Origin of the sequence: Acidisphaera sp. L21, assembly GCF_009765685.1 — a bacterium.
Taxonomy (GTDB): Bacteria; Pseudomonadota; Alphaproteobacteria; order Acetobacterales; family Acetobacteraceae; genus LMUY01.
The window spans coordinates 57739-74719 of sequence record NZ_LMUY01000010.1 but is presented as its reverse complement, the minus strand read 5'-3'; the positions used below and the strand labels follow the sequence as shown (position 1 = coordinate 74719).

Sequence of the window (16981 nt, the reverse complement as noted above, 5' to 3'; positions counted from 1 at the left end):
TTGCGAGGGTAAAACTAGCAGATAGGACAGCCTTACTGCCTATATTAACCGCGATTCAAGTCCATCGCAATGCAGGCTTGCGCGAAACGCATAATATTTGGTCCGGATCGGCCTTATGCGGGAATTCTCTCCAGCTTACCGCCCCCGGGACGATAGCGGTTGAGATATTCGGGCACGACCAGTTCGAGTGGCGTCGGAACGATCCCGAGTTGCGGCAGGCCCGGCATGTCGGCGGATACCACATTGTTGCGCGAGAGCATCAGCAATTGATCCCGGGTGAACGGCTTCGTCGGGATTTTCTCCGCAATCGACGCCTGGAACCGGGCCATGCCCATGGGAATATTTACCAGCCGGCGGTTACGCCGGGTCTCCTTCAGAATATAGGCGAGGATTTCGCGGAACGTCCAAATCTGCGGTCCGCCGAGTTCGTAGGTCTTGCCGGGAGCGCTATCCAGCGTCAGCCCGGCCATCACCGCGTCCGACACGTCGCCGACATAGACCGGCTGCATCTCGGTATCGCCGGAAATGACCGGCATGAAGGGCAGCACGCTTGCCATGGCGGCAAAGCGATTGAAAAACTTGTCCTCCATCCCGAACACCAGCGATGGCCGAAGAATGGTGGCGGACGGCATTGCGGCCAGAACCGATTGCTCCCCCTCCGCCTTGGTCCGCGCATAGATGCTGGGGCTGGCGGTATCGGCGCCAATGGCAGAGATCTGCACCATGCGCTTGGCACCCGCTGCGGCAGCCAGTCTAGCGATGCGCCCGGCGCCTTCGGCCTGGATGCGCTGGAAGTCGCCGGCCTTCCGCTCGGCCAACATGCCGATCAGGTTCACGACCAGTTCGGCAGCCTCGACGGCGCGGGCGATCGTCGCCTCCTGCCCGAGGGAGGAGAACATCGGGACGACCTGGCCCACGCGGCCCATCGGCTTGAGGAACATCGCGCCTTCGGGGTCGCGCACGGCCACGCGGGTGACGTAGCCCGCATTGGCCAGCCGCTTGACGACGTAGCGCCCAAGAAACCCGGTCCCGCCGAACACGGTCGCTACGCTGCGCGTCGCCGTCATGAAATCATCCTCTCCAATCCGTCACTCACCCATATGCGGCGCAGGCCCATCCCTCAAGCCGCCCTGCACGCGTGATTGATGCATATCGCCGGGAATCGTAGCCTTTGCCTGATGAAGATATCCGCGCACCGCGTTGGCAATGCCGTGGCCTGGGGCGTGTTCGCCTTGCTCTTCGCGCTCGCCATCGTCATGGCGGACGTGCTCGGTTTTCTCGGCCTGGTCATCCTCGGCGGCGCCACCGCTATGATCTGCACCCGGGCTGCGCTGGCAGAGTCGCGCAGCGGGGGCACCCCACACCGACCGGAGGACCGCGCGGCGCTGTTTGCCGAGCGGGAGGCCAACCTCGCGCCGCTTCGGTTCTTCGGCCGCTGCGGCCTGGCGCTGGCCGCAATTGGGGCTGCCGGCTTCGCATGGCAGTATTGGACGGCATTGGCGTCGAATGCCCATTGACGCACCCCGACCCGGCCGCTACATCGCCGCTCCACTGCACGGCGAGTGCATGCCCAGGTGGCGGAATTGGTAGACGCGCAGGTTTCAGGTACCTGTGTCCGAAAGGACGTGAAAGTTCGAGTCTTTTCCTGGGCACCACCCGCGCCGAACCCGCAGTAGAGGGGTTCGGCGCCGAAATCGCGAGATGCAGTGGCCACGCAGTTCCAGCCCAACGCCACGATACATCTGCATAAGGGCGACCTCCCGCTAGGGATCAGCTTCGGCCCGGCCGTGGCCGTCGATACCGAGACGATGGGGCTGAATTGGCACCGTGATCGTTTATGCCTGGTTCAGCTATCGGCCGGCGACGGCACCGCGCATCTGGTGCAGATCATCCCACCATCGCTGGGCGGTACCGGCGCCGATTGCCCCAACCTGAAGCAACTCCTTTCCGACCCGACCGTGGTCAAACTGATGCATTTTGCTCGCTTCGATGTGGGAATTTTGCAGAAGACACTGGGTATCCCCGTCACGCCGATCCGCTGCACCAAGATTGCCGCCAAACTGGTGCGCACCTTCACCGAACGGCATGGGCTGCGCGATCTGTGCCGGGAATTGCTGGGTGTCGACATCAGCAAGCAGCAGCAGACCTCCGATTGGGGCGCACTGGAATTGACGCCGGAGCAACTGGCCTACGCTGCGTCGGACGTGCTGCATCTGCATGCACTCTGGGCCAAGCTGGAGGCACTCCTACGGCGCGAGCACCGGTTCGAGCTTGCCGAGGCGTGCTTCGCCTTCTTGCCCACCCGCACCACGCTGGACGCAATGGGCTATGACGAGCCGGACATCTTTTCGCACTAAGCTGCGTTGCTGGCATGATTTTTGTATGTCAACTAGTCCAGAATTACACACGCGCATTGACCGGACATGCTCGTCTGGCCATACCTTTGCTGCATGAGCGCCGTCGTAGCTTCCAGCACCGACCTTGATGTCGCCCGCTCCGTCCTCGGAACCGAGGCTGCTGGACTGCGCGCACTCGCTGCCTCCCTGGATGGCTCGTTCGATCGCGCGGTGCTACTGCTGTCGGATTGCACCGGGCGGATCGCCGTGTCGGGGATGGGCAAGTCCGGCCACGTCGCCCGCAAAACGGCGGCCACCCTGGCGTCGACTGGCAGCCCGGCGTTCTTCGTTCACCCGGCGGAAGCGTCGCATGGTGACCTTGGCATGGTGCAGCCGGCGGACGCGCTGCTGCTGTTCTCCAATAGCGGGGAAACCACTGAACTGGCCGATCTGGTCGCCCACGCCCACCGCTTCCGCCTGCCGCTGATCGCCATCACCGGGCGCGCGCAGTCCACGCTGGCGCAGGCGGCCGATGTCGTGCTGCTGCTGCCGGCTGCGCCCGAGGCATGTGCCGTCACCTCCGCCCCCACCACCAGCACCACAATGCAGATGGCCTTGGGCGACGCGCTGGCGGTGGTGTTGTTGACCCGGCGTGGCTTCACCGCGACCGATTTCCGCGCGTTTCACCCGGGTGGCCGGTTGGGCGCGCAACTGCGCCGGGTTGGCGAGTTGATGCACGAGGGCGATGCCGTTCCGCTTGCCGAGCCAGGCACACCCATGCAGCAGGCCCTGCTGCTGATGACCGGCAAGGGGTTCGGCTGTGTCGGCGTGGTAGAGCACGGTGTGCTGGTCGGCATCGTGACCGATGGCGATTTGCGGCGCGCAATGGGCCCGGACCTGCTGGACCAGCCGGTGCGCGCGGTGATGACCGCCAAGCCACGCACGATCCGGGCCGACGCCCTGGCCGCCGATGCACTCTGGCTGATGAATGAGGGGGAGCGCCGGATTACCAGCCTGTTCGTCGTCGACGCCGCGGGTGCGCCGCTGGGCGTCTTGCACGTGCACGATCTGCTGCGGGCAGGTGTGGCATGACCGTGGCCCCGCTGCCACGTCGCGGGCCCGATCGCCTGGAGGCAACGGCGCCTCGGATTCGCGCCGCCCCGACCGAGCGGCAATTGGTCGGCAACCGACGCACGATCATCTGGGCGAAGCGGCTGTTACCGGTGGCCGCAGTGCTGCTGCTGGGCAGCATCGCGGCGTGGCCCGAACTTGCCCGCCAGTTCGACTCTGCGCGCATCAGCATCCACAAGGGTGGCCTGTCGGCGGACATGCAGGCGGGCAAGCTGCTGAACGTGCGGTATCACGGCGTCGATCTGCGCAACCGCCCCTACACCGTGACCGCCGATCAGGCGCTGCAGGCTGGGACGGAACGGATCAACCTGGTGGCGCCGAAGGGCGATGTGGTGAGCGAAAACGGATCGTGGACGTATGCGCAGTCGGAAAACGGCGTCTACATCCAGCATGCCGGGTTGATGGATATGTCTGGGAACGTGACGCTGTATCGCGATAGCGGCGTGACCATGCAGACCCAGTCGGTGGCGATGGATTTGAAGGCGGGCGTGGCGAGCAGCAGCGTTCCGACCCATGCCGAGGGTCCATTCGGGACGCTGGACGCGCAGGGCGGGTTCACGCTGGTGGATAAGGGCAACATCATCCAATTCGACGGCAAGTCGCGCCTTTTGCTGAACGGATCGCATCCATGAGGAAGCTTCTTCTCGCCGCCCTGCTGCTTGCGCCCGTTGCCGGACACGCGCAGGGCATCGACATGACCAAGGGTGGTCCAGTCGAAGTCACGTCCCGTGATGGGATGGAGTGGCATCAGGACGAGCAGATCATCGTCGCCAAGGGCGACGCCAAGGCAGTGCGTGGCACCGTGACGGTGACGGCCGACCAGTTGATCGCGCATTACCGCAAGAAGGCTGGCACCGGGACACCGCCAGCGCCGGGCGCTGCCGCCACACTGGGCGCTGCGCCAAATCCTGCGGCCCCCGCGCCCGGAGCCGCGGGGGCAAGCGCCACGCCGGATACTGGCAATAACGAGATCTACCGGTTGGAGGCCGTGGGCAAGGTCCACATCTACACCCCCACCGACCAGGCATTCGGCGACAAGGCGATCTACGACATCGACCAGTCTGTCTTGGTAATGACCGGGCACGACTTGCATATCGTGACCCCGCAGCAAACCATGTCCGCTCGCGACACGCTGGAATACTGGTCGCAGAAGCACATGGCGGTCGGGCGCGGCAATGCCGTGGTGAACACTAGCGACGGACGGCGGCTGACGGCGGATGTTTTGGTGGGCTACACCGCCGACCCGAATGCACCCCCGACCGCTGCACCGGTGCAGAAAGTCGTCGCGCCCGCAGCCAAGCCCGGCGCCGATCCGCTGGGCGGCGCCAGCGGCAAGTTGCAACGGGTCGATGCGTTCGGGCACGTGGAAGTGCGGACCGCGACCGAAATCATCAAGGCCGATAAGGGCGTCTACGTGCCGGACACCGGTATCGCGCGGCTGGCGGGCAACGTCCATCTGACGCGCGGGCAGAACCAGTTGAACGGCGACCAGGCCGTCATCAACCTGCGCACCGGCGTGTCCACCCTATCGCGGAACCCCGGCCAGCGGGTCGAGGGCCTGGTCGTGCCAAATGACGCCGGGGCACCTCCCGGTGCTCCCAAAACGGCAAAGCCAGGAGACAAAACGAAGTGAGTGGGTCTTTACGGGTGATCGACGGCGGCGCCGGCTTGACGGCGAACGGGGTCGGCAAGACCTACAAGAAGCGTCCCGTGGTTCGGAACGTCTCGGTGAACGTGCGCCGTGGGGAGGCGGTTGGCCTGCTGGGGCCGAACGGCGCCGGCAAGACCACCACCTTCTACATGATCGTGGGGCTGGTACGGCCGGATACCGGCTCGATCAGCCTCGATGGGCACGACATCACCAATCTGCCGATGTATCGCCGCGCCCGGTTGGGCATCGGCTACCTGCCGCAGGAGGCCAGCGTGTTTCGCGGATTGACCGTGGAGGGCAACATCATGGCCGCGTTGGAAGTGGTGGAACCGGATGGCGACAAGCGCGACACCATGCTGGACGAGTTGCTGGCCGAATTCGGCATCGGCCATCTGCGCCGCACCCCTGCCCTGGCGCTGTCGGGTGGTGAGCGTCGCCGGGTCGAGATCGCCCGCGCCCTGGCCACGCAGCCCGGCTATATCCTGCTGGACGAGCCATTGGCTGGCATCGACCCGATCGCGGTCGGCGAAATCCGTGACCTGGTCGGGCATCTGAAGGATCGCGGCATCGGCGTGCTGATCACCGACCACAACGTGCGCGAAACGCTGGAGATCATCGATCGCGCCTACATCATGCATGACGGCCAGCTGCTGATGGAAGGCCGACCCCAGGAGGTCGTGCAGCACGAAGACGTGCGGCGCGTGTACCTTGGGGAAAGATTTAGTCTTTAGGCTCCAGACCCATGGCGATCGGTCCGCGGCTCGAATTTAGGCAATCGCAATCACTGGTGATGACGCCGCAGCTGCGGCAGGCCATCAAGTTGTTGCAGTTTTCTAATATCGAGGTTGCGGCCTATATCGAGGAGGAGCTGGAGCGAAACCCCCTCCTGGAACGCGACGACAAGGGCGACAGCACGCCGGAGCGCCCGGCGCCGGACCAACGGGTCGAAGCGCTGGACAATATGGACACGGCCGACCTGCTGCGGCGCGAAAAACTGCCGGACGCGGCCGAAGCGGACCATTCGAATAGCTACGACGCCGGCAGCCTGAGCGACGGCGCCGCTGCGTTCAGTCGCGATGGCGGCAGCGGTCGTGGCTTCGATGGCGACGACCGCGGGATGGACGACCTGGCGGAAGCGCCGCGATCGCTACGCGAATATCTCAGCCAACAACTTCGCCTCAGCTTCACCGACCCGGTCGACTGCATGATCGGCGCCCACCTGATCGCCCTGCTGGACCCGGCGGGCCGCGTCGCCGTCGACAGCGCCACGCTGGCGGATGCGCTGGGGATCGAGCCCGCGCGGGTAGAACAGGTGCGCGGCCGGATGCAGCGTTTCGACCCGGCTGGGCTGTTCTGCCGCGACCTGCGGGAATGCCTATCCGCCCAGCTTGCCGACAAGAACCGGCTGGACCCGGCGATGCAGGCGCTGCTGGACAATCTGGACCTTTTGGCAAAGCGCGACCTGCGCCGCCTGCGCGAGCTCTGCGACGTGGACTCCGAGGATCTGTCGGACATGATCGCCGAGATCCGCATGCTGGATCCGAAGCCTGGCGCGGCGTTCGAGAGCGGACCTGTCGCGGCCATCCTGCCGGACGTTCTGATGCGTCGCGCGCCGATCAAAACCGAGGAAGGCAGCGAGTGGCTGTTGGAATTGAACCCGGAAACCATGCCTCGCGTTTTAGTGAACCAGGGTTTTCACGCCCGGATCATCACGCGCGCCAAGCGGGAGGACAAGGTTTTCCTCGGCGAGCAGCTTTCCTCCGCCAACTGGCTCGTGAAATCGCTGCAGCAGCGAGCGCAAACAATCCTTAAAGTTTCGGCAGAGATCGTCCGCCGGCAGGATGCGTTCTTTCACCATGGCGTCGCCTATTTGCGTCCGCTGATCCTGCGCGACATCGCAGATGCCGTGGAAATGCACGAAAGTACGGTCAGCCGGGTCACCGCAAACAAGTATATTGCGACACCTCGTGGCACGTTCGAGCTTAAATACTTTTTCACAACTGCCATCGCCGGAACCAGTGGCGAGAGCCACAGCGCCGAGGCCGTACGGCAACGCATCCGCAGCATGGTGGACGCGGAGGCGGCGGAAGACGTCCTGTCGGATGACGCCATCGTGGCGGCCCTCCGTCGCGAAGGCGTGGACATCGCACGAAGAACAGTGGCCAAATACCGGGATGCGCTGCGCATACCAAGTTCTGTGCAGCGCAAACGGGAAAAGGCGTTGCCAGCCTGAGCAAGCGTCTCCCGTCAACAACGGAGGCAATGCGAATGCAGATCACGGTTTCTGGCAAGCAGGTCGACCTATCGGACGCGCTGCGTACCCGCGTATCCGATGGGCTCGATACGATCGCCGGAAAGTATTTCGATGGTGCGCTCGAGGCCAATGTTACGTTCAGCCGGGCTCGATCGTTTTTCACCTGTGACATCAACGTGCACGCCGGGCGCGGCTTGACGCTTCGCGGCGAAGGCGAAGCAGCCGACGCCAATAGCGCGTTCGATGACGCGGCGGAGCACATTGCCAAACGTCTGCGGCGCTATCGACGCCGGGTGAACGAGCACGCTCGCGACCTCGCCAACCGTGAACGCCCACAGGCCGCCCGCCAGTATATCCTCCGCCAGGAGGATGAGGCGGTCGCCACCCCGCCGGACGGTCATACCCAGGCCTTCGCTACCGTCATCGCGGAGACCGCAACCACGATCGACCATCTGAGCGTGAGTGAGGCGGTGATGCGGCTGGACCTCGCAGACCAGCAGGTGATGATGTTCCACAACAGCACCACCGGCCAGCTGAACGTGGTCTATCGTCGCACCGACGGCCATATCGGCTGGATCGACCCGGCGACCAAAACCGCCTGACCTACCGCCGCCCTCTCCCGCGCCCGCGGGGGAGGGCTTGGCGGTCTAGACTTCGACCGGCTTGGTTTCGACCAAGCCCGCGGCGAAGATCGAAATTTCATACAGCCCGATCAACGGCAGTGCCAGGCCGCACTGGGTGATGATGTCCGGCGGCGTCAGGATCGCGGCGACCACGAACATCCCGACATAGGCGTAGCGCCGCATTTTCCGCAGCGATTTGGATGACACGATGCCGACCTTGGCCAGCAAGGTCAGCAATACTGGCAATTGAAACGCCAGGCCAAACGCGAAGATCAGCTTCATCACCAGGTCCAGGTATTCGCTGACCTTGGCCTGCAATTCGATCGGCAAACCACCCGCGCCGGTTGGCGTTTCGAACGACAAGAAGAAGCGCCACGCCACCGGAAAGATGAAATAGTACGCCAGCGCCGCGCCCATCACGAAAAGGATCGGGGACGCGATGAGGAACGGCAGGAACGCGCGTTTCTCGCTGCGATACAAGCCCGGCGCGACGAACATGTAAACCTGCGAGGCGATCACCGGGAAGGCAAGGAAAGCCCCGCCGAAGAAGGCGACGCGGATATAGGTGAAGAACGCCTCGTACAGCGCCGTATAGATCAGCCGGCGATCGGAGCCGCTGCGGCTTTCCAGGATGTCGGCCAGCGGCCGCGCCAAGAACGAGTAGATATCCGTCGAAAAATGGTAGCAAATCACAAAGGAAACTGCGAGCGCTGCGCCCGACCACATCAGGCGTTTGCGGAGCTCCACCAGATGCGCAAGCAGCGGCATCGGAGTGTCGTTGATCGTGTCTTCCGTCTCGTCGGCCACTGAGGAGTTTCCTGACAACCCGGATCAGACGCCGAACGAATGCGGCTTTGCCGCTCCGTGCTTTGCGGCTTCGGGTGGGATGAAAGCGGGGGCTGGCACCGGCGGCACCGCATCCGCCGGCGGAATGAACGCCGGGGCATTGGAATAGGGCAGCGCGGTGATCGCGGGCTCGGATGGGGTAGGATATTCGTACGTTGCGGGTTCCGGCTCCGGCGCGGCGATGCTGTGTTCCGGCAGAGTGTCGACCGGCGTCGTGACCACCGGCGGTGGGTCGCGCATCGGGTCCTTTAATGCGTTGCGGATGCTGCCATCGCTATCCACGGCGCGGGCAATGGTGCCGCGAATATCCAGGCTGCGGATTTGGCGAAACTGGTCGCGCACCTCCGTCAGGTCGGCATCGCGCACCATGTCGTCGACATGGGTCTGGAATTCGGCAGCCATCCGCCGTGCCTTCTTCACCATGCCGGTGATGGCCTTCAGGGCGATCGGCATGTCCTTTGGCCCGATCAGGACCAGCGCCACGACGCCGACCAGAGCGATTTCGGACCAGGCAAAATCAAACATAGCAGCCGCACCTCTTAACCCGGCTCTAGCACGTCAATCCCGGGGTGGGAAATCCGCGGTGGCGCCCGCCGGGTCGATCTCGACCTCCGGTTCGGCGGCTTCCTGCATGGGAACGGGGACGACGGGCGGGGGCTCGACCAACAGGTCCTCCCGCTTCGGCAGGTCGCGCAGGTCGCGCAGGCCGAACTGGGCAAGGAAGGCAGGCGTGGTGCCCCACAACGTCGGACGGCCCGGCACTTCGCGGCGGCCGCCAGCGGCGATCAACCCTGCCTCCAGCAGCGCATCCATGGTTTGCTGCGACAGGCTGGTGCCACGCATCTCCTCGATCTCCGGCCGGGTGACCGGTTGGTGGTAGGCGATGATGGCCAGCGTCTCCATGGCGGCGCGCGGCAGGCGGCGGGGTTGCGTGACCACCTTGCGCAGCATCGGCGCCAGGTCCGGCGCAGTGCGGAACTGCCAGCCGCCCGCAACCTCCACCAGCATCACACCGCGGCCGGTGCAGCGGTCGCGCAACGCGGCCAGTATCGCCTCCGCATCGGAATCGGGCGGCAGCAATTGCTGCAACGCGCGGGCCGGCACCGGGTCGGCACTGGCGAATACCAGGGCCTCCGCCAGGCGCAATTGTTCCTCATCCACCATCCATCGCTCCTGCGAACAAGATCGGGCCGAACGCCGTATCTTGCCGAATGCGCGCGCGGCCGTCGCGCGCCAGTTCCAATCCTGCCAGCAAGGTCGATGCCGTGGCAGCCCGCCGGGCCAGCGGGTCCGACGTCGCCTCCGGCAAAAACTGCTCCAGCACCGTCCATTCGGGGATGCGCCCGATCATCGCCCCGAGGCGGGCCAGCGCATCCTGCACGCTCCACAGCGGTAACGCGGCCGGGGTGTAGGTGCGCCGCCCGCCACCACGGCGCATCGCCGCCAGGTAGCCGCGCAGCAGCCCGGCGGTGTCGGCGGCCAGGCCGGACCGGTCGATATCGGTGAAATTCTCCGAGTATGGCCGAGCCCAGACGTCGCGGCCCAGTTGCGGCCGGTCGTTCAGCCAGGCTGCGGCAGCGCGCACGCGTTGCAGGGCCAGCAGCCGAGCCGCCAGAACCTCCGCCGCCTCCAGCCCCTCCTCTGCCTCCGGCACGTCATCGGGCAGCAGCAGGCGGGATTTCAGCCAAGTCAGCCACGCCGCCATCACTAGCCAGTCGGCAGCCAGTTCCAGGCGCACACGCCGAGCGCCGTCGACCGCGATCAAGAACTGCTCCACCAGGCGCAGGATCGAGATCTTGGTCATGTCGACCTTCTGCGCCCGGGCTAACTCGAGCAGCAGGTCCAGCGGTCCCTCGAACCCATCCAACTGCACATCCAGCCGCAGCGATTCGGGGAGTGATTCGGGCAGCGTCTCCGGGGTGGGCTCAGGAGTCATGGCCCGCCAGGCGCAGCACCAGATCCATGGCGCGGGGAATGGCGGTGTTCAGCGCGGAGCCGACCGGGTCGAACTCGATCCCGAACGAACGCAGGATCTGTGGCAGCAGGAATACGCCCAGCAGCACCAGGATGATCCCTGCCCGCTCCACGCGCGCCCAGGCGGCGGCCAGGCGCAGCGGCAGCACGCCGATGACGATGCGGCCGCCATCCATCGGCGGGATTGGCAGCAGGTTGAACAGACCGAGCGCCAAATTGGTGAGAATGAACATGTAGAGGAAGTTCACTGCCACATCCCCGGCCAGCCCGGTCCAGGTATCGGTGATGTGCAGGGCCAGCGCGGCCAGCCATGCGAGCAGGAAGTTCATGATCGGCCCGGCGGCGGCCACCAACGCCATGTCCTGCCGCGGGTGACGGAACCGGAATGCGTTCACCGGCACGGGCTTGGCCCAGCCGAACATGAACGCGACATGCCGAATGGTCAGCAATTGCGCGATCATCAGGAAGCCAGGCAGCAGGATGGTACCGACGCGATCGACGTGGCGCAGTGGATTCAGCGACAGCCGCCCTGCCAGCTTCGCGGTGTCGTCACCCAGCGCCCAGGCGGCGAAACCGTGTGCCGCCTCGTGCAGGGTGATGGCGCCGATGGCGGCCACCACCGTTAGCCCGATATCGATCCAGGTGGATGTCATGCCAGCAGCGCATCCCGCTCCGCCAGCATCGCGGATGGGTCCAGCGCCTGGCGGGACCGGTCGGCCAGGAACAATGCGGTGCGCATGCGGCCGAGCGCCGCCTCGGTCGGTTCGGCGCATGCCTCCAGCACGCCCGCACTATCTTCCAGCACGCCTGAGCAATGCAGCGCCAGGTCGCACCCGGCGGCCAGCGCGCCGATCGCGCGCTCAGCGGGGGAGCCAGTGAGCGCGCCCATCGCCAGATCGTCGCTGACCAACAGCCCGCCATAGCCCAGCCGGTCGCGGATAACCTCGGCGATGATGGTGGGCGATTGGGTGGCCGGATGACTAGGGTCAGCGGCCTCGTAGACGATGTGGGCAGTCATCATCCATGGCAGATGGGCGCAGCGAGCGAACGGCACCAGATCGGCTTCGTCGATATCCGGCAGAAGCGGCAGGCCAGCGTGGCTGTCCACGGTGGCACGCCCATGGCCGGGGCAGTGCTTGCCAACCGGCTGCACCCCAGCCGCCAGCATGCCGGCGGCGACGGTTGCCGCCATCTCCCCCACAATGGCCGGGTCGGAGGAATAGGAACGGTCGCCCACGACATTGCTGGCGCCGGGCACGGCCAGGTCCAGCACCGGGGCGCATACGACGTCGAACCCGGCGGCAGCGGCTTCCATGCCGATCAGTGCGCCGGTCAGCCAGGCGGCCCGCAGCCCGGCCGGGCGGTTAATGGCTTGCAGCGCGCCCAGCACGCCGGCGGCCGGGTGGCCCAGCCAGTGCGGCGGGCGCATGCGGGCGACGCGCCCCCCCTCCTGGTCGACCATGATGACGGCTAGTGGCGGCAGCACTCGGGCGAGATGGCCCGTGAGCGCGGCAAGCTGCTGCGGGTCGACCACGTTGCGGCCGAACAGGATCACGCCGGCGGGGCGATGCTGCCGAATCAGGGCGATTTCGGCCGCATTCAGCTCCGGCCCAGCTATACCGATAATGGCCGCTTTCATGTGCCGCGTATAAGCGGGACGGTGGATCGCGCCAAGGCTACCCGAGCGCGCACTAAATCGGCGCCTCGGTCGCAATCTTCTCCGCGAAGTGGCAGGCGACCAGGCGGCTTTCCACCGAACGCAGCGCCGGGCGCTCCACCGTGCATCGGTCGGCGGCGTAGGGGCAGCGGGTGTTGAAGGCACAGCCCGGCGGTGGGTCGATCGGAGACGGTAGCTCCCCCCGCACCGGCATCGTCATCCGGCGACGCGCCGGGTCCACGAACGGGGTGGAGGACAGCAGCATCCGCGTATACGGGTGCAGCGGCCGGTCCAATACTTCGCCGCGCAGCCCCTGCTCCGCCGGCCGGCCGCAATACATGACCAAGACGTCTTGGGCCATGTGCCGCACGACGGAGATGTCGTGGCTGATGAACAGATAGGCGATGCCCAACTCGTCCTGCAGGTCGCGCATCAGGTTTAGCACCTGCGCCTGCACCGACACGTCCAGCGCGCTGACCGGTTCGTCCGCCGTCACCACCGCCGGGCTCAACATCAGGGCGCGGGCGATGGCGACGCGCTGGCGCTGGCCGCCGCTGAACATATGCGGGTAGCGATCGAACGCCTCCGGCCGTAAACCGACGCGGTCCAGCATGCGCCGGGCGGCGGCGATACGCTCGGGCTTGCTGCCGCGATTGTTGATGGTCAGCGGTTCCACCAGGATGGCGCCGATCGTGCGGCGGGGGTTCAGCGACCCGTACGGGTTCTGAAACACCATCTGGTTCTGCAGTTGCAGCGACTGGTTGGCGGCGGTGGGTTTGCCGGCGATGGAGATGGCGCCGGCGGTCGGCGGCTCCATCAGCGCGCACAGCCGGGCGAGCGTGGATTTGCCGCAGCCCGATTCGCCCACCACCGCCAAGGTACGCCCTGCAAGCAGTTCGAACGACACGCCATCCACTGCCTTCAACACGTGGCGGCCACCGATCTTGTAATGGCGGGTGACGTTGTCGGCGGCCAGGACGCTCATGTAGAGCCTCCAAGGGTCCAGCCGGTCGGCTGCCCGGCGTCGTCCAGGGGGTAGTGGCAACGGACCTTGGCGCCGTTCACCGGTCGCAGCGCCGGCCGGTCGGCGGTGCATTTTGGCGTGGTGAAGCGGCAGCGTGGCGCGAACAGACAGCCGCCGGGGCGGTCGTCGATGCCCGGCACCATGCCGGGAATGGTCGGCAAACGCAGCTTGCCCTCCGCCCGTTCGGGCAGCGCGTCCAACAGGGCGGCGGTGTAGGGGTGGCGCGGATGGGCAAATAGCGGGTCGGCCGGCTGCTCCTCCATTACCTGGCCGGCGTACATGACCTGCACGCGTTGCGCGGTTTGGGCGACGACGCCCATGTCGTGGGTGATCAGCACCAGGCCCATGCCGCGGTCGCGTTGTAGGCCGACCAACAGGTCCAACACGCCCTGCTGCACCGTCACGTCCAGCGCCGTAGTCGGTTCGTCCGCGATCAGTAGGGCCGGGTCGCAGGCGATGGCCATGGCGATCATCACACGCTGGTTCAGGCCGCCCGATAGTTGGTGGGGGAAGGACCGCATCCGCTGCTCCGGCGCCGGCACGCCCACCTGGCCCAGCAGATCCAGCACCCGGCGGCGCACTTGGCTGGGCGCAGTGGCGCCGTGGACGCGCAGTGCCTCGCCGATCTGCCAGCCAATCGTGTAGCAGGGGTTCAGGGACGATGTCGGCTCCTGAAACACCATCGCCACGTCCCGCCCGATCAGGCGGCGGCGGGCGCGTGGGGTTGCGGTGCGCAGGTCCTCGCCGCGAAACCGGATTTCTTGCGAGGTCACCCGGCCGGTGGGGGGCAGCAGCCCCATCACCGCCAGCACTGACACGCTTTTGCCCGAACCAGATTCACCGACGACGCACAACACTTCACCCGACGCCACCGTGAGGTCGACCGATTGCACGGCGTTGAACCGGCCTGCCGCAGTGTCGAAGGCGACGGAGAGGTCGCGCACGTCCAGCAGGCTGCTCATCGGCGCAACTTTGGGTCGAGCGCGTCGCGCAGGCCGTCGCCCAGCAGGTTGAACGCCATCACCGTCACCAGGATCGAGATGCCCGGGAAGGCCAGCAGCCACCAGGCCCGCTGATAGAATTGCAGCGCATCCGCCAGCATCGTGCCCCATTCCGGCGTCGGCGGTTGCGCACCCAGGCCCAGGAAGCCGAGCGCGGCAGCATCCAGGATCGCGGATGAAAAGCCGAGCGTGGCCTGCACGATCAGTGGGGCAAGGCAGTTGGGCAGCACCACCAGCAGCATCAGCCGCCCCACCCCTGCCCCGGCGGAGCGGGTAGCGATGACGTATTCGCGCGCCAGTTCCCCCAGCGCCGCGGCACGCGCCAGCCGCACATAGGCGGGTAACAGCACCACTGCGACCGCGAGCATCGCGTTGGTGAGCCCTGGGCCGAGGATCGCCACCACCACGATGGCCAGCAGCAGCGAGGGGAACACCAGCAGCACGTCCATCAGCCGCATGATCACCACGTCGGTGATGCCGCCAGCAAAGGCGGCCGCCAGTCCCAACAACGTGCCGACAGAGAGCGATAGCGCCACCACCACCGCGCCGATCACCAGCGACAGGCGGGCACCGTAGATCAGCCGCGTCAGGATATCGCGGCCCAAGCTGTCGGTGCCCAGTGGGAAGGTCGCCTGTTCGAACGGCGGGGCGAGGAAGGAGTCGCGGAACTGCTCCGCCGGGCCGTGCGGCGCCACCAGGGGGGCGGCGATGGCCAGCAGGATCAGCACCACCATCACCACTAGCCCGGCGATTGCACCGCGATTTTCCAGCAGGCGGCGCGCCAGCATAAAGCGTGGCGGGCGGCGGGCGATGGTGCCGCTCATCGCCGCAGCCTCGGGTTCAGCACGCCGTACAGCACGTCCACGCCCAGATTCACCAGCATCACCAGGATCGCGATCAGCAGCGTGCCCCCCTGTAACACGTTGTAATCACGGCGCTGCACGCTCTCCACCAGCCAGTGACCGACGCCGGGCCACGAAAATACGGTCTCCGTCAGGATCGCGCCGCCCAGCAGCGCCCCGACTTGCAGGCCCAGCACCGTCACCACGGGGATCAAGGCGTTGCGCAGGGCATGCACCACCACGACCCGGCTTGGCGCCAGGCCCTTGGCGCGGGCCGTGCGGACGTAATCCTCGCCCAAAACCTCCAGCATGGCAGAGCGGGTCATGCGCGCGATGGTGGCCAGCGGAATCGTGCCCAGCACGATGGTCGGCAGAATCAGGTGGCGCACCGTGGAAATGAACGCGCCCTTGTCGTCGCTGAAGAACAGGCTGTCGATCAGCAGGAAGCCGGTATGCGGCTCGATATAATATAGCTCGTCGATCCGGCCCGACACCGGCGTCCAGCCCAGCGCCACGGAGAAGACCAGGATCACCATCAGCCCCCACCAGAAGATCGGCATGGACGCGCCAGTGACGGAAATCCCGATCAGCCCGTAATCCAGTGCCGAGCCGCGCCGCACCGCCGCGATGACGCCCAATGGCAGGCCGATCACCAGGGCGAAGGTGAGCGCGCAGATGCCCAGTTCCAGCGTCGCTGGGAAGAAGGTTGTGAACTCCGTCCAAACACTCTCCTGCGTCACCAGGGAGCGGCCGAGATTGCCGTGCAGCAATTGCCACTCGTAGTCGGCGAATTGCTTCCACAGCGGCTGGTCCAGCCCCAGTTCATGCCGGAAATAGGCCAGCCGTTCGGGCGATATGCCGCGTTCCCCGGTGCGGACCTCGACCGGGTCACCCGGGACGGCGTGGACCAGGATGAACCCCAGCAGCGTGACGCCGACCAAGGTCGGGACGATCAGCGCCAGCCGCCGGGCGAAGTGACGGATCACGCCGTCAGTTCAGATCGACGGTGTTCCAGGATTGCGAGCCGATCGGCAGCATGACGAAGCCCGTCACCTCCTTGCGGATCGGCTGGAAGGTGACGGAATGCGCGATGAAGAAGAACGGCGCTTCCTCGTGCATGATCACCTGCGCCTGCTCGTAGAGCTTCGCCCGCTCCGCCTGGTCGGACAAGCCGACCGCCTTCTCCAGCAATGCATCGAAATCCTTGTTGCACCATTTGGAGGCACTGCCGCCTCCGACCCGGGCAGCGGCGCAGCTGGCCAGAGGCGTGAAGAAATTGTCCGGGTCACCATTGTCGCCGCTCCAGCCGAGTTCGGCCATCTGGTGCTCACCGGCCTGCACGCGCTTGCGGTATTCGCCCCACTCGTAGGTGACGATCTTGGCCCGCACGCCGATCTTCATCAGGTCCGCCTGCATCAGTTCGGCGATGCGGCGGGCATCGGGGTTGTAGGGGCGCTGCACGGGCATCGCCCACAAATCGGTGTCGAACCCGTTCGGATAGCCGGCGTCGGCCAGCAGCTTCTTCGCGGCTTCGGGGTCGTGCGGGTAGTCCTGGATGCTGTCGTTGTAGGACCACATGATCGGCGGGATCAGGTTCTTGGCCGGCTGCCCGGCGCCGCCATACACCGCGTCTAGGATCGCC

The 16981-nt window shown here is 66.0% G+C and carries 20 protein-coding genes and 1 tRNA gene; 9 read left to right on the top strand and 12 right to left on the bottom strand.

Annotation, left to right across the window (positions count from 1 at the left end):
- Positions 1-113: 113 nt before the first annotated feature.
- Positions 114-1067 carry a complex I NDUFA9 subunit family protein gene (locus GSQ76_RS02650; RefSeq protein ID WP_158742362.1) on the bottom strand — a complete coding sequence of 318 codons (954 nt, stop codon included), beginning with the start codon at positions 1065-1067 and terminating at the stop codon, positions 114-116.
- A gap of 111 nt (positions 1068-1178) precedes the next feature.
- Between GSQ76_RS02650 and GSQ76_RS02645 the strand changes: the two genes are divergently transcribed.
- The 9 genes from GSQ76_RS02645 (at position 1179) to hpf (ending at position 7974) form a co-directional block, all read left to right on the top strand.
- Positions 1179-1517, top strand: coding sequence for a hypothetical protein (locus GSQ76_RS02645; protein WP_158742361.1), 339 nt, complete (start codon positions 1179-1181; stop codon positions 1515-1517).
- 51 nt (positions 1518-1568) lie between these two features.
- Positions 1569-1655 (top strand) — tRNA-Leu (locus tag GSQ76_RS02640).
- Positions 1656-1706: 51 nt separating this feature from the next.
- A complete protein-coding gene (locus tag GSQ76_RS02635) occupies positions 1707-2357 on the top strand; it encodes a ribonuclease D (protein WP_158742360.1) in 651 nt (216 codons plus the stop codon).
- A gap of 93 nt (positions 2358-2450) precedes the next feature.
- Positions 2451-3428, top strand: coding sequence for an SIS domain-containing protein (locus GSQ76_RS02630; RefSeq protein WP_158742359.1), 978 nt, complete (start codon positions 2451-2453; stop codon positions 3426-3428).
- Positions 3425-4099 carry an LPS export ABC transporter periplasmic protein LptC gene (locus tag GSQ76_RS02625; protein WP_158742358.1) on the top strand — a complete coding sequence of 225 codons (675 nt, stop codon included), beginning with the start codon at positions 3425-3427 and terminating at the stop codon, positions 4097-4099. Before GSQ76_RS02630 ends, GSQ76_RS02625 begins: the two co-directional genes overlap by 4 nt.
- Positions 4096-5100: an LptA/OstA family protein gene (locus tag GSQ76_RS02620; protein ID WP_158742357.1), complete on the top strand. Its 1005-nt coding sequence runs from the start codon at positions 4096-4098 to the stop codon at positions 5098-5100. Before GSQ76_RS02625 ends, GSQ76_RS02620 begins: the two co-directional genes overlap by 4 nt.
- Positions 5097-5849, top strand: a complete 753-nt coding sequence (gene lptB, locus GSQ76_RS02615; RefSeq protein ID WP_158742356.1) for an LPS export ABC transporter ATP-binding protein — start codon at positions 5097-5099, stop codon at positions 5847-5849. The genes GSQ76_RS02620 and lptB overlap by 4 nt, the downstream gene beginning before the upstream one ends.
- An 11-nt stretch (positions 5850-5860) precedes the next feature.
- Entirely contained in the window at positions 5861-7351 is a 1491-nt protein-coding gene (gene rpoN, locus GSQ76_RS02610; RefSeq protein WP_158742355.1) for an RNA polymerase factor sigma-54, read from the top strand.
- 35 nt (positions 7352-7386) lie between these two features.
- Complete coding sequence (gene hpf, locus GSQ76_RS02605) at positions 7387-7974, top strand: ribosome hibernation-promoting factor, HPF/YfiA family (protein ID WP_158742354.1); 588 nt, start codon at positions 7387-7389, stop codon at positions 7972-7974.
- 45 nt (positions 7975-8019) lie between these two features.
- Here the strand turns inward: hpf and tatC are convergent, their stop codons facing one another.
- From tatC to GSQ76_RS31590, 11 genes are all read right to left on the bottom strand, one after another.
- Positions 8020-8763 carry a twin-arginine translocase subunit TatC gene (gene tatC, locus GSQ76_RS02600; protein ID WP_158742412.1) on the bottom strand — a complete coding sequence of 248 codons (744 nt, stop codon included), beginning with the start codon at positions 8761-8763 and terminating at the stop codon, positions 8020-8022.
- 63 nt (positions 8764-8826) lie between these two features.
- Positions 8827-9366, bottom strand: a complete 540-nt coding sequence (tatB, locus tag GSQ76_RS02595; protein WP_158742353.1) for a Sec-independent protein translocase protein TatB — start codon at positions 9364-9366, stop codon at positions 8827-8829.
- A gap of 33 nt (positions 9367-9399) precedes the next feature.
- Positions 9400-10005: an SMC-Scp complex subunit ScpB gene (scpB, locus tag GSQ76_RS02590; RefSeq protein WP_158742352.1), complete on the bottom strand. Its 606-nt coding sequence runs from the start codon at positions 10003-10005 to the stop codon at positions 9400-9402.
- Positions 9995-10777, bottom strand: coding sequence for a ScpA family protein (locus tag GSQ76_RS02585; RefSeq protein ID WP_158742351.1), 783 nt, complete (start codon positions 10775-10777; stop codon positions 9995-9997). The genes scpB and GSQ76_RS02585 overlap by 11 nt, the downstream gene beginning before the upstream one ends.
- Positions 10767-11468 carry a site-2 protease family protein gene (locus GSQ76_RS02580; protein ID WP_158742350.1) on the bottom strand — a complete coding sequence of 234 codons (702 nt, stop codon included), beginning with the start codon at positions 11466-11468 and terminating at the stop codon, positions 10767-10769. Before GSQ76_RS02580 ends, GSQ76_RS02585 begins: the two co-directional genes overlap by 11 nt.
- Entirely contained in the window at positions 11465-12454 is a 990-nt protein-coding gene (gene nagZ, locus GSQ76_RS02575; RefSeq protein ID WP_158742349.1) for a beta-N-acetylhexosaminidase, read from the bottom strand. The genes GSQ76_RS02580 and nagZ overlap by 4 nt, the downstream gene beginning before the upstream one ends.
- 52 nt (positions 12455-12506) lie before the next feature.
- Positions 12507-13457 (bottom strand): dipeptide ABC transporter ATP-binding protein, encoded by a 951-nt coding sequence (locus tag GSQ76_RS02570; RefSeq protein WP_158742348.1) that lies wholly within the window; start codon positions 13455-13457, stop codon positions 12507-12509.
- Positions 13454-14458, bottom strand: a complete 1005-nt coding sequence (locus tag GSQ76_RS02565; protein ID WP_158742347.1) for an ABC transporter ATP-binding protein — start codon at positions 14456-14458, stop codon at positions 13454-13456. Before GSQ76_RS02565 ends, GSQ76_RS02570 begins: the two co-directional genes overlap by 4 nt.
- On the bottom strand, positions 14455-15321 hold the full coding sequence (locus GSQ76_RS02560) for an ABC transporter permease subunit (RefSeq protein WP_158742346.1): 867 nt from the start codon (positions 15319-15321) through the stop codon (positions 14455-14457). The genes GSQ76_RS02565 and GSQ76_RS02560 overlap by 4 nt, the downstream gene beginning before the upstream one ends.
- Complete coding sequence (locus GSQ76_RS02555) at positions 15318-16325, bottom strand: ABC transporter permease subunit (protein WP_158742345.1); 1008 nt, start codon at positions 16323-16325, stop codon at positions 15318-15320. The genes GSQ76_RS02560 and GSQ76_RS02555 overlap by 4 nt, the downstream gene beginning before the upstream one ends.
- A gap of 4 nt (positions 16326-16329) precedes the next feature.
- Positions 16330-16981: ABC transporter substrate-binding protein (locus GSQ76_RS31590; protein ID WP_254070204.1), on the bottom strand; the 652-nt coding region annotated here is incomplete at its 5' end.

Coding starts and splice junctions, on each gene's coding strand:
- GSQ76_RS02650 (WP_158742362.1), bottom strand. CDS start 1,067: ATGACGGCGACGCGCAGCGTAGCGACCGTGTTCGGCGGGACCGGGTTT.
- GSQ76_RS02645 (WP_158742361.1), top strand. CDS start 1,179: ATGAAGATATCCGCGCACCGCGTTGGCAATGCCGTGGCCTGGGGCGTG.
- GSQ76_RS02630 (WP_158742359.1), top strand. CDS start 2,451: ATGAGCGCCGTCGTAGCTTCCAGCACCGACCTTGATGTCGCCCGCTCC.
- GSQ76_RS02625 (WP_158742358.1), top strand. CDS start 3,425: ATGACCGTGGCCCCGCTGCCACGTCGCGGGCCCGATCGCCTGGAGGCA.
- GSQ76_RS02620 (WP_158742357.1), top strand. CDS start 4,096: ATGAGGAAGCTTCTTCTCGCCGCCCTGCTGCTTGCGCCCGTTGCCGGA.
- rpoN (WP_158742355.1), top strand. CDS start 5,861: ATGGCGATCGGTCCGCGGCTCGAATTTAGGCAATCGCAATCACTGGTG.
- hpf (WP_158742354.1), top strand. CDS start 7,387: ATGCAGATCACGGTTTCTGGCAAGCAGGTCGACCTATCGGACGCGCTG.
- tatC (WP_158742412.1), bottom strand. CDS start 8,763: ATGCCGCTGCTTGCGCATCTGGTGGAGCTCCGCAAACGCCTGATGTGG.
- tatB (WP_158742353.1), bottom strand. CDS start 9,366: ATGTTTGATTTTGCCTGGTCCGAAATCGCTCTGGTCGGCGTCGTGGCG.
- scpB (WP_158742352.1), bottom strand. CDS start 10,005: ATGGTGGATGAGGAACAATTGCGCCTGGCGGAGGCCCTGGTATTCGCC.
- GSQ76_RS02585 (WP_158742351.1), bottom strand. CDS start 10,777: ATGACTCCTGAGCCCACCCCGGAGACGCTGCCCGAATCACTCCCCGAA.
- GSQ76_RS02580 (WP_158742350.1), bottom strand. CDS start 11,468: ATGACATCCACCTGGATCGATATCGGGCTAACGGTGGTGGCCGCCATC.
- nagZ (WP_158742349.1), bottom strand. CDS start 12,454: ATGAAAGCGGCCATTATCGGTATAGCTGGGCCGGAGCTGAATGCGGCC.
- GSQ76_RS02570 (WP_158742348.1), bottom strand. CDS start 13,457: ATGAGCGTCCTGGCCGCCGACAACGTCACCCGCCATTACAAGATCGGT.
- GSQ76_RS02565 (WP_158742347.1), bottom strand. CDS start 14,458: ATGAGCAGCCTGCTGGACGTGCGCGACCTCTCCGTCGCCTTCGACACT.
- GSQ76_RS02560 (WP_158742346.1), bottom strand. CDS start 15,321: ATGAGCGGCACCATCGCCCGCCGCCCGCCACGCTTTATGCTGGCGCGC.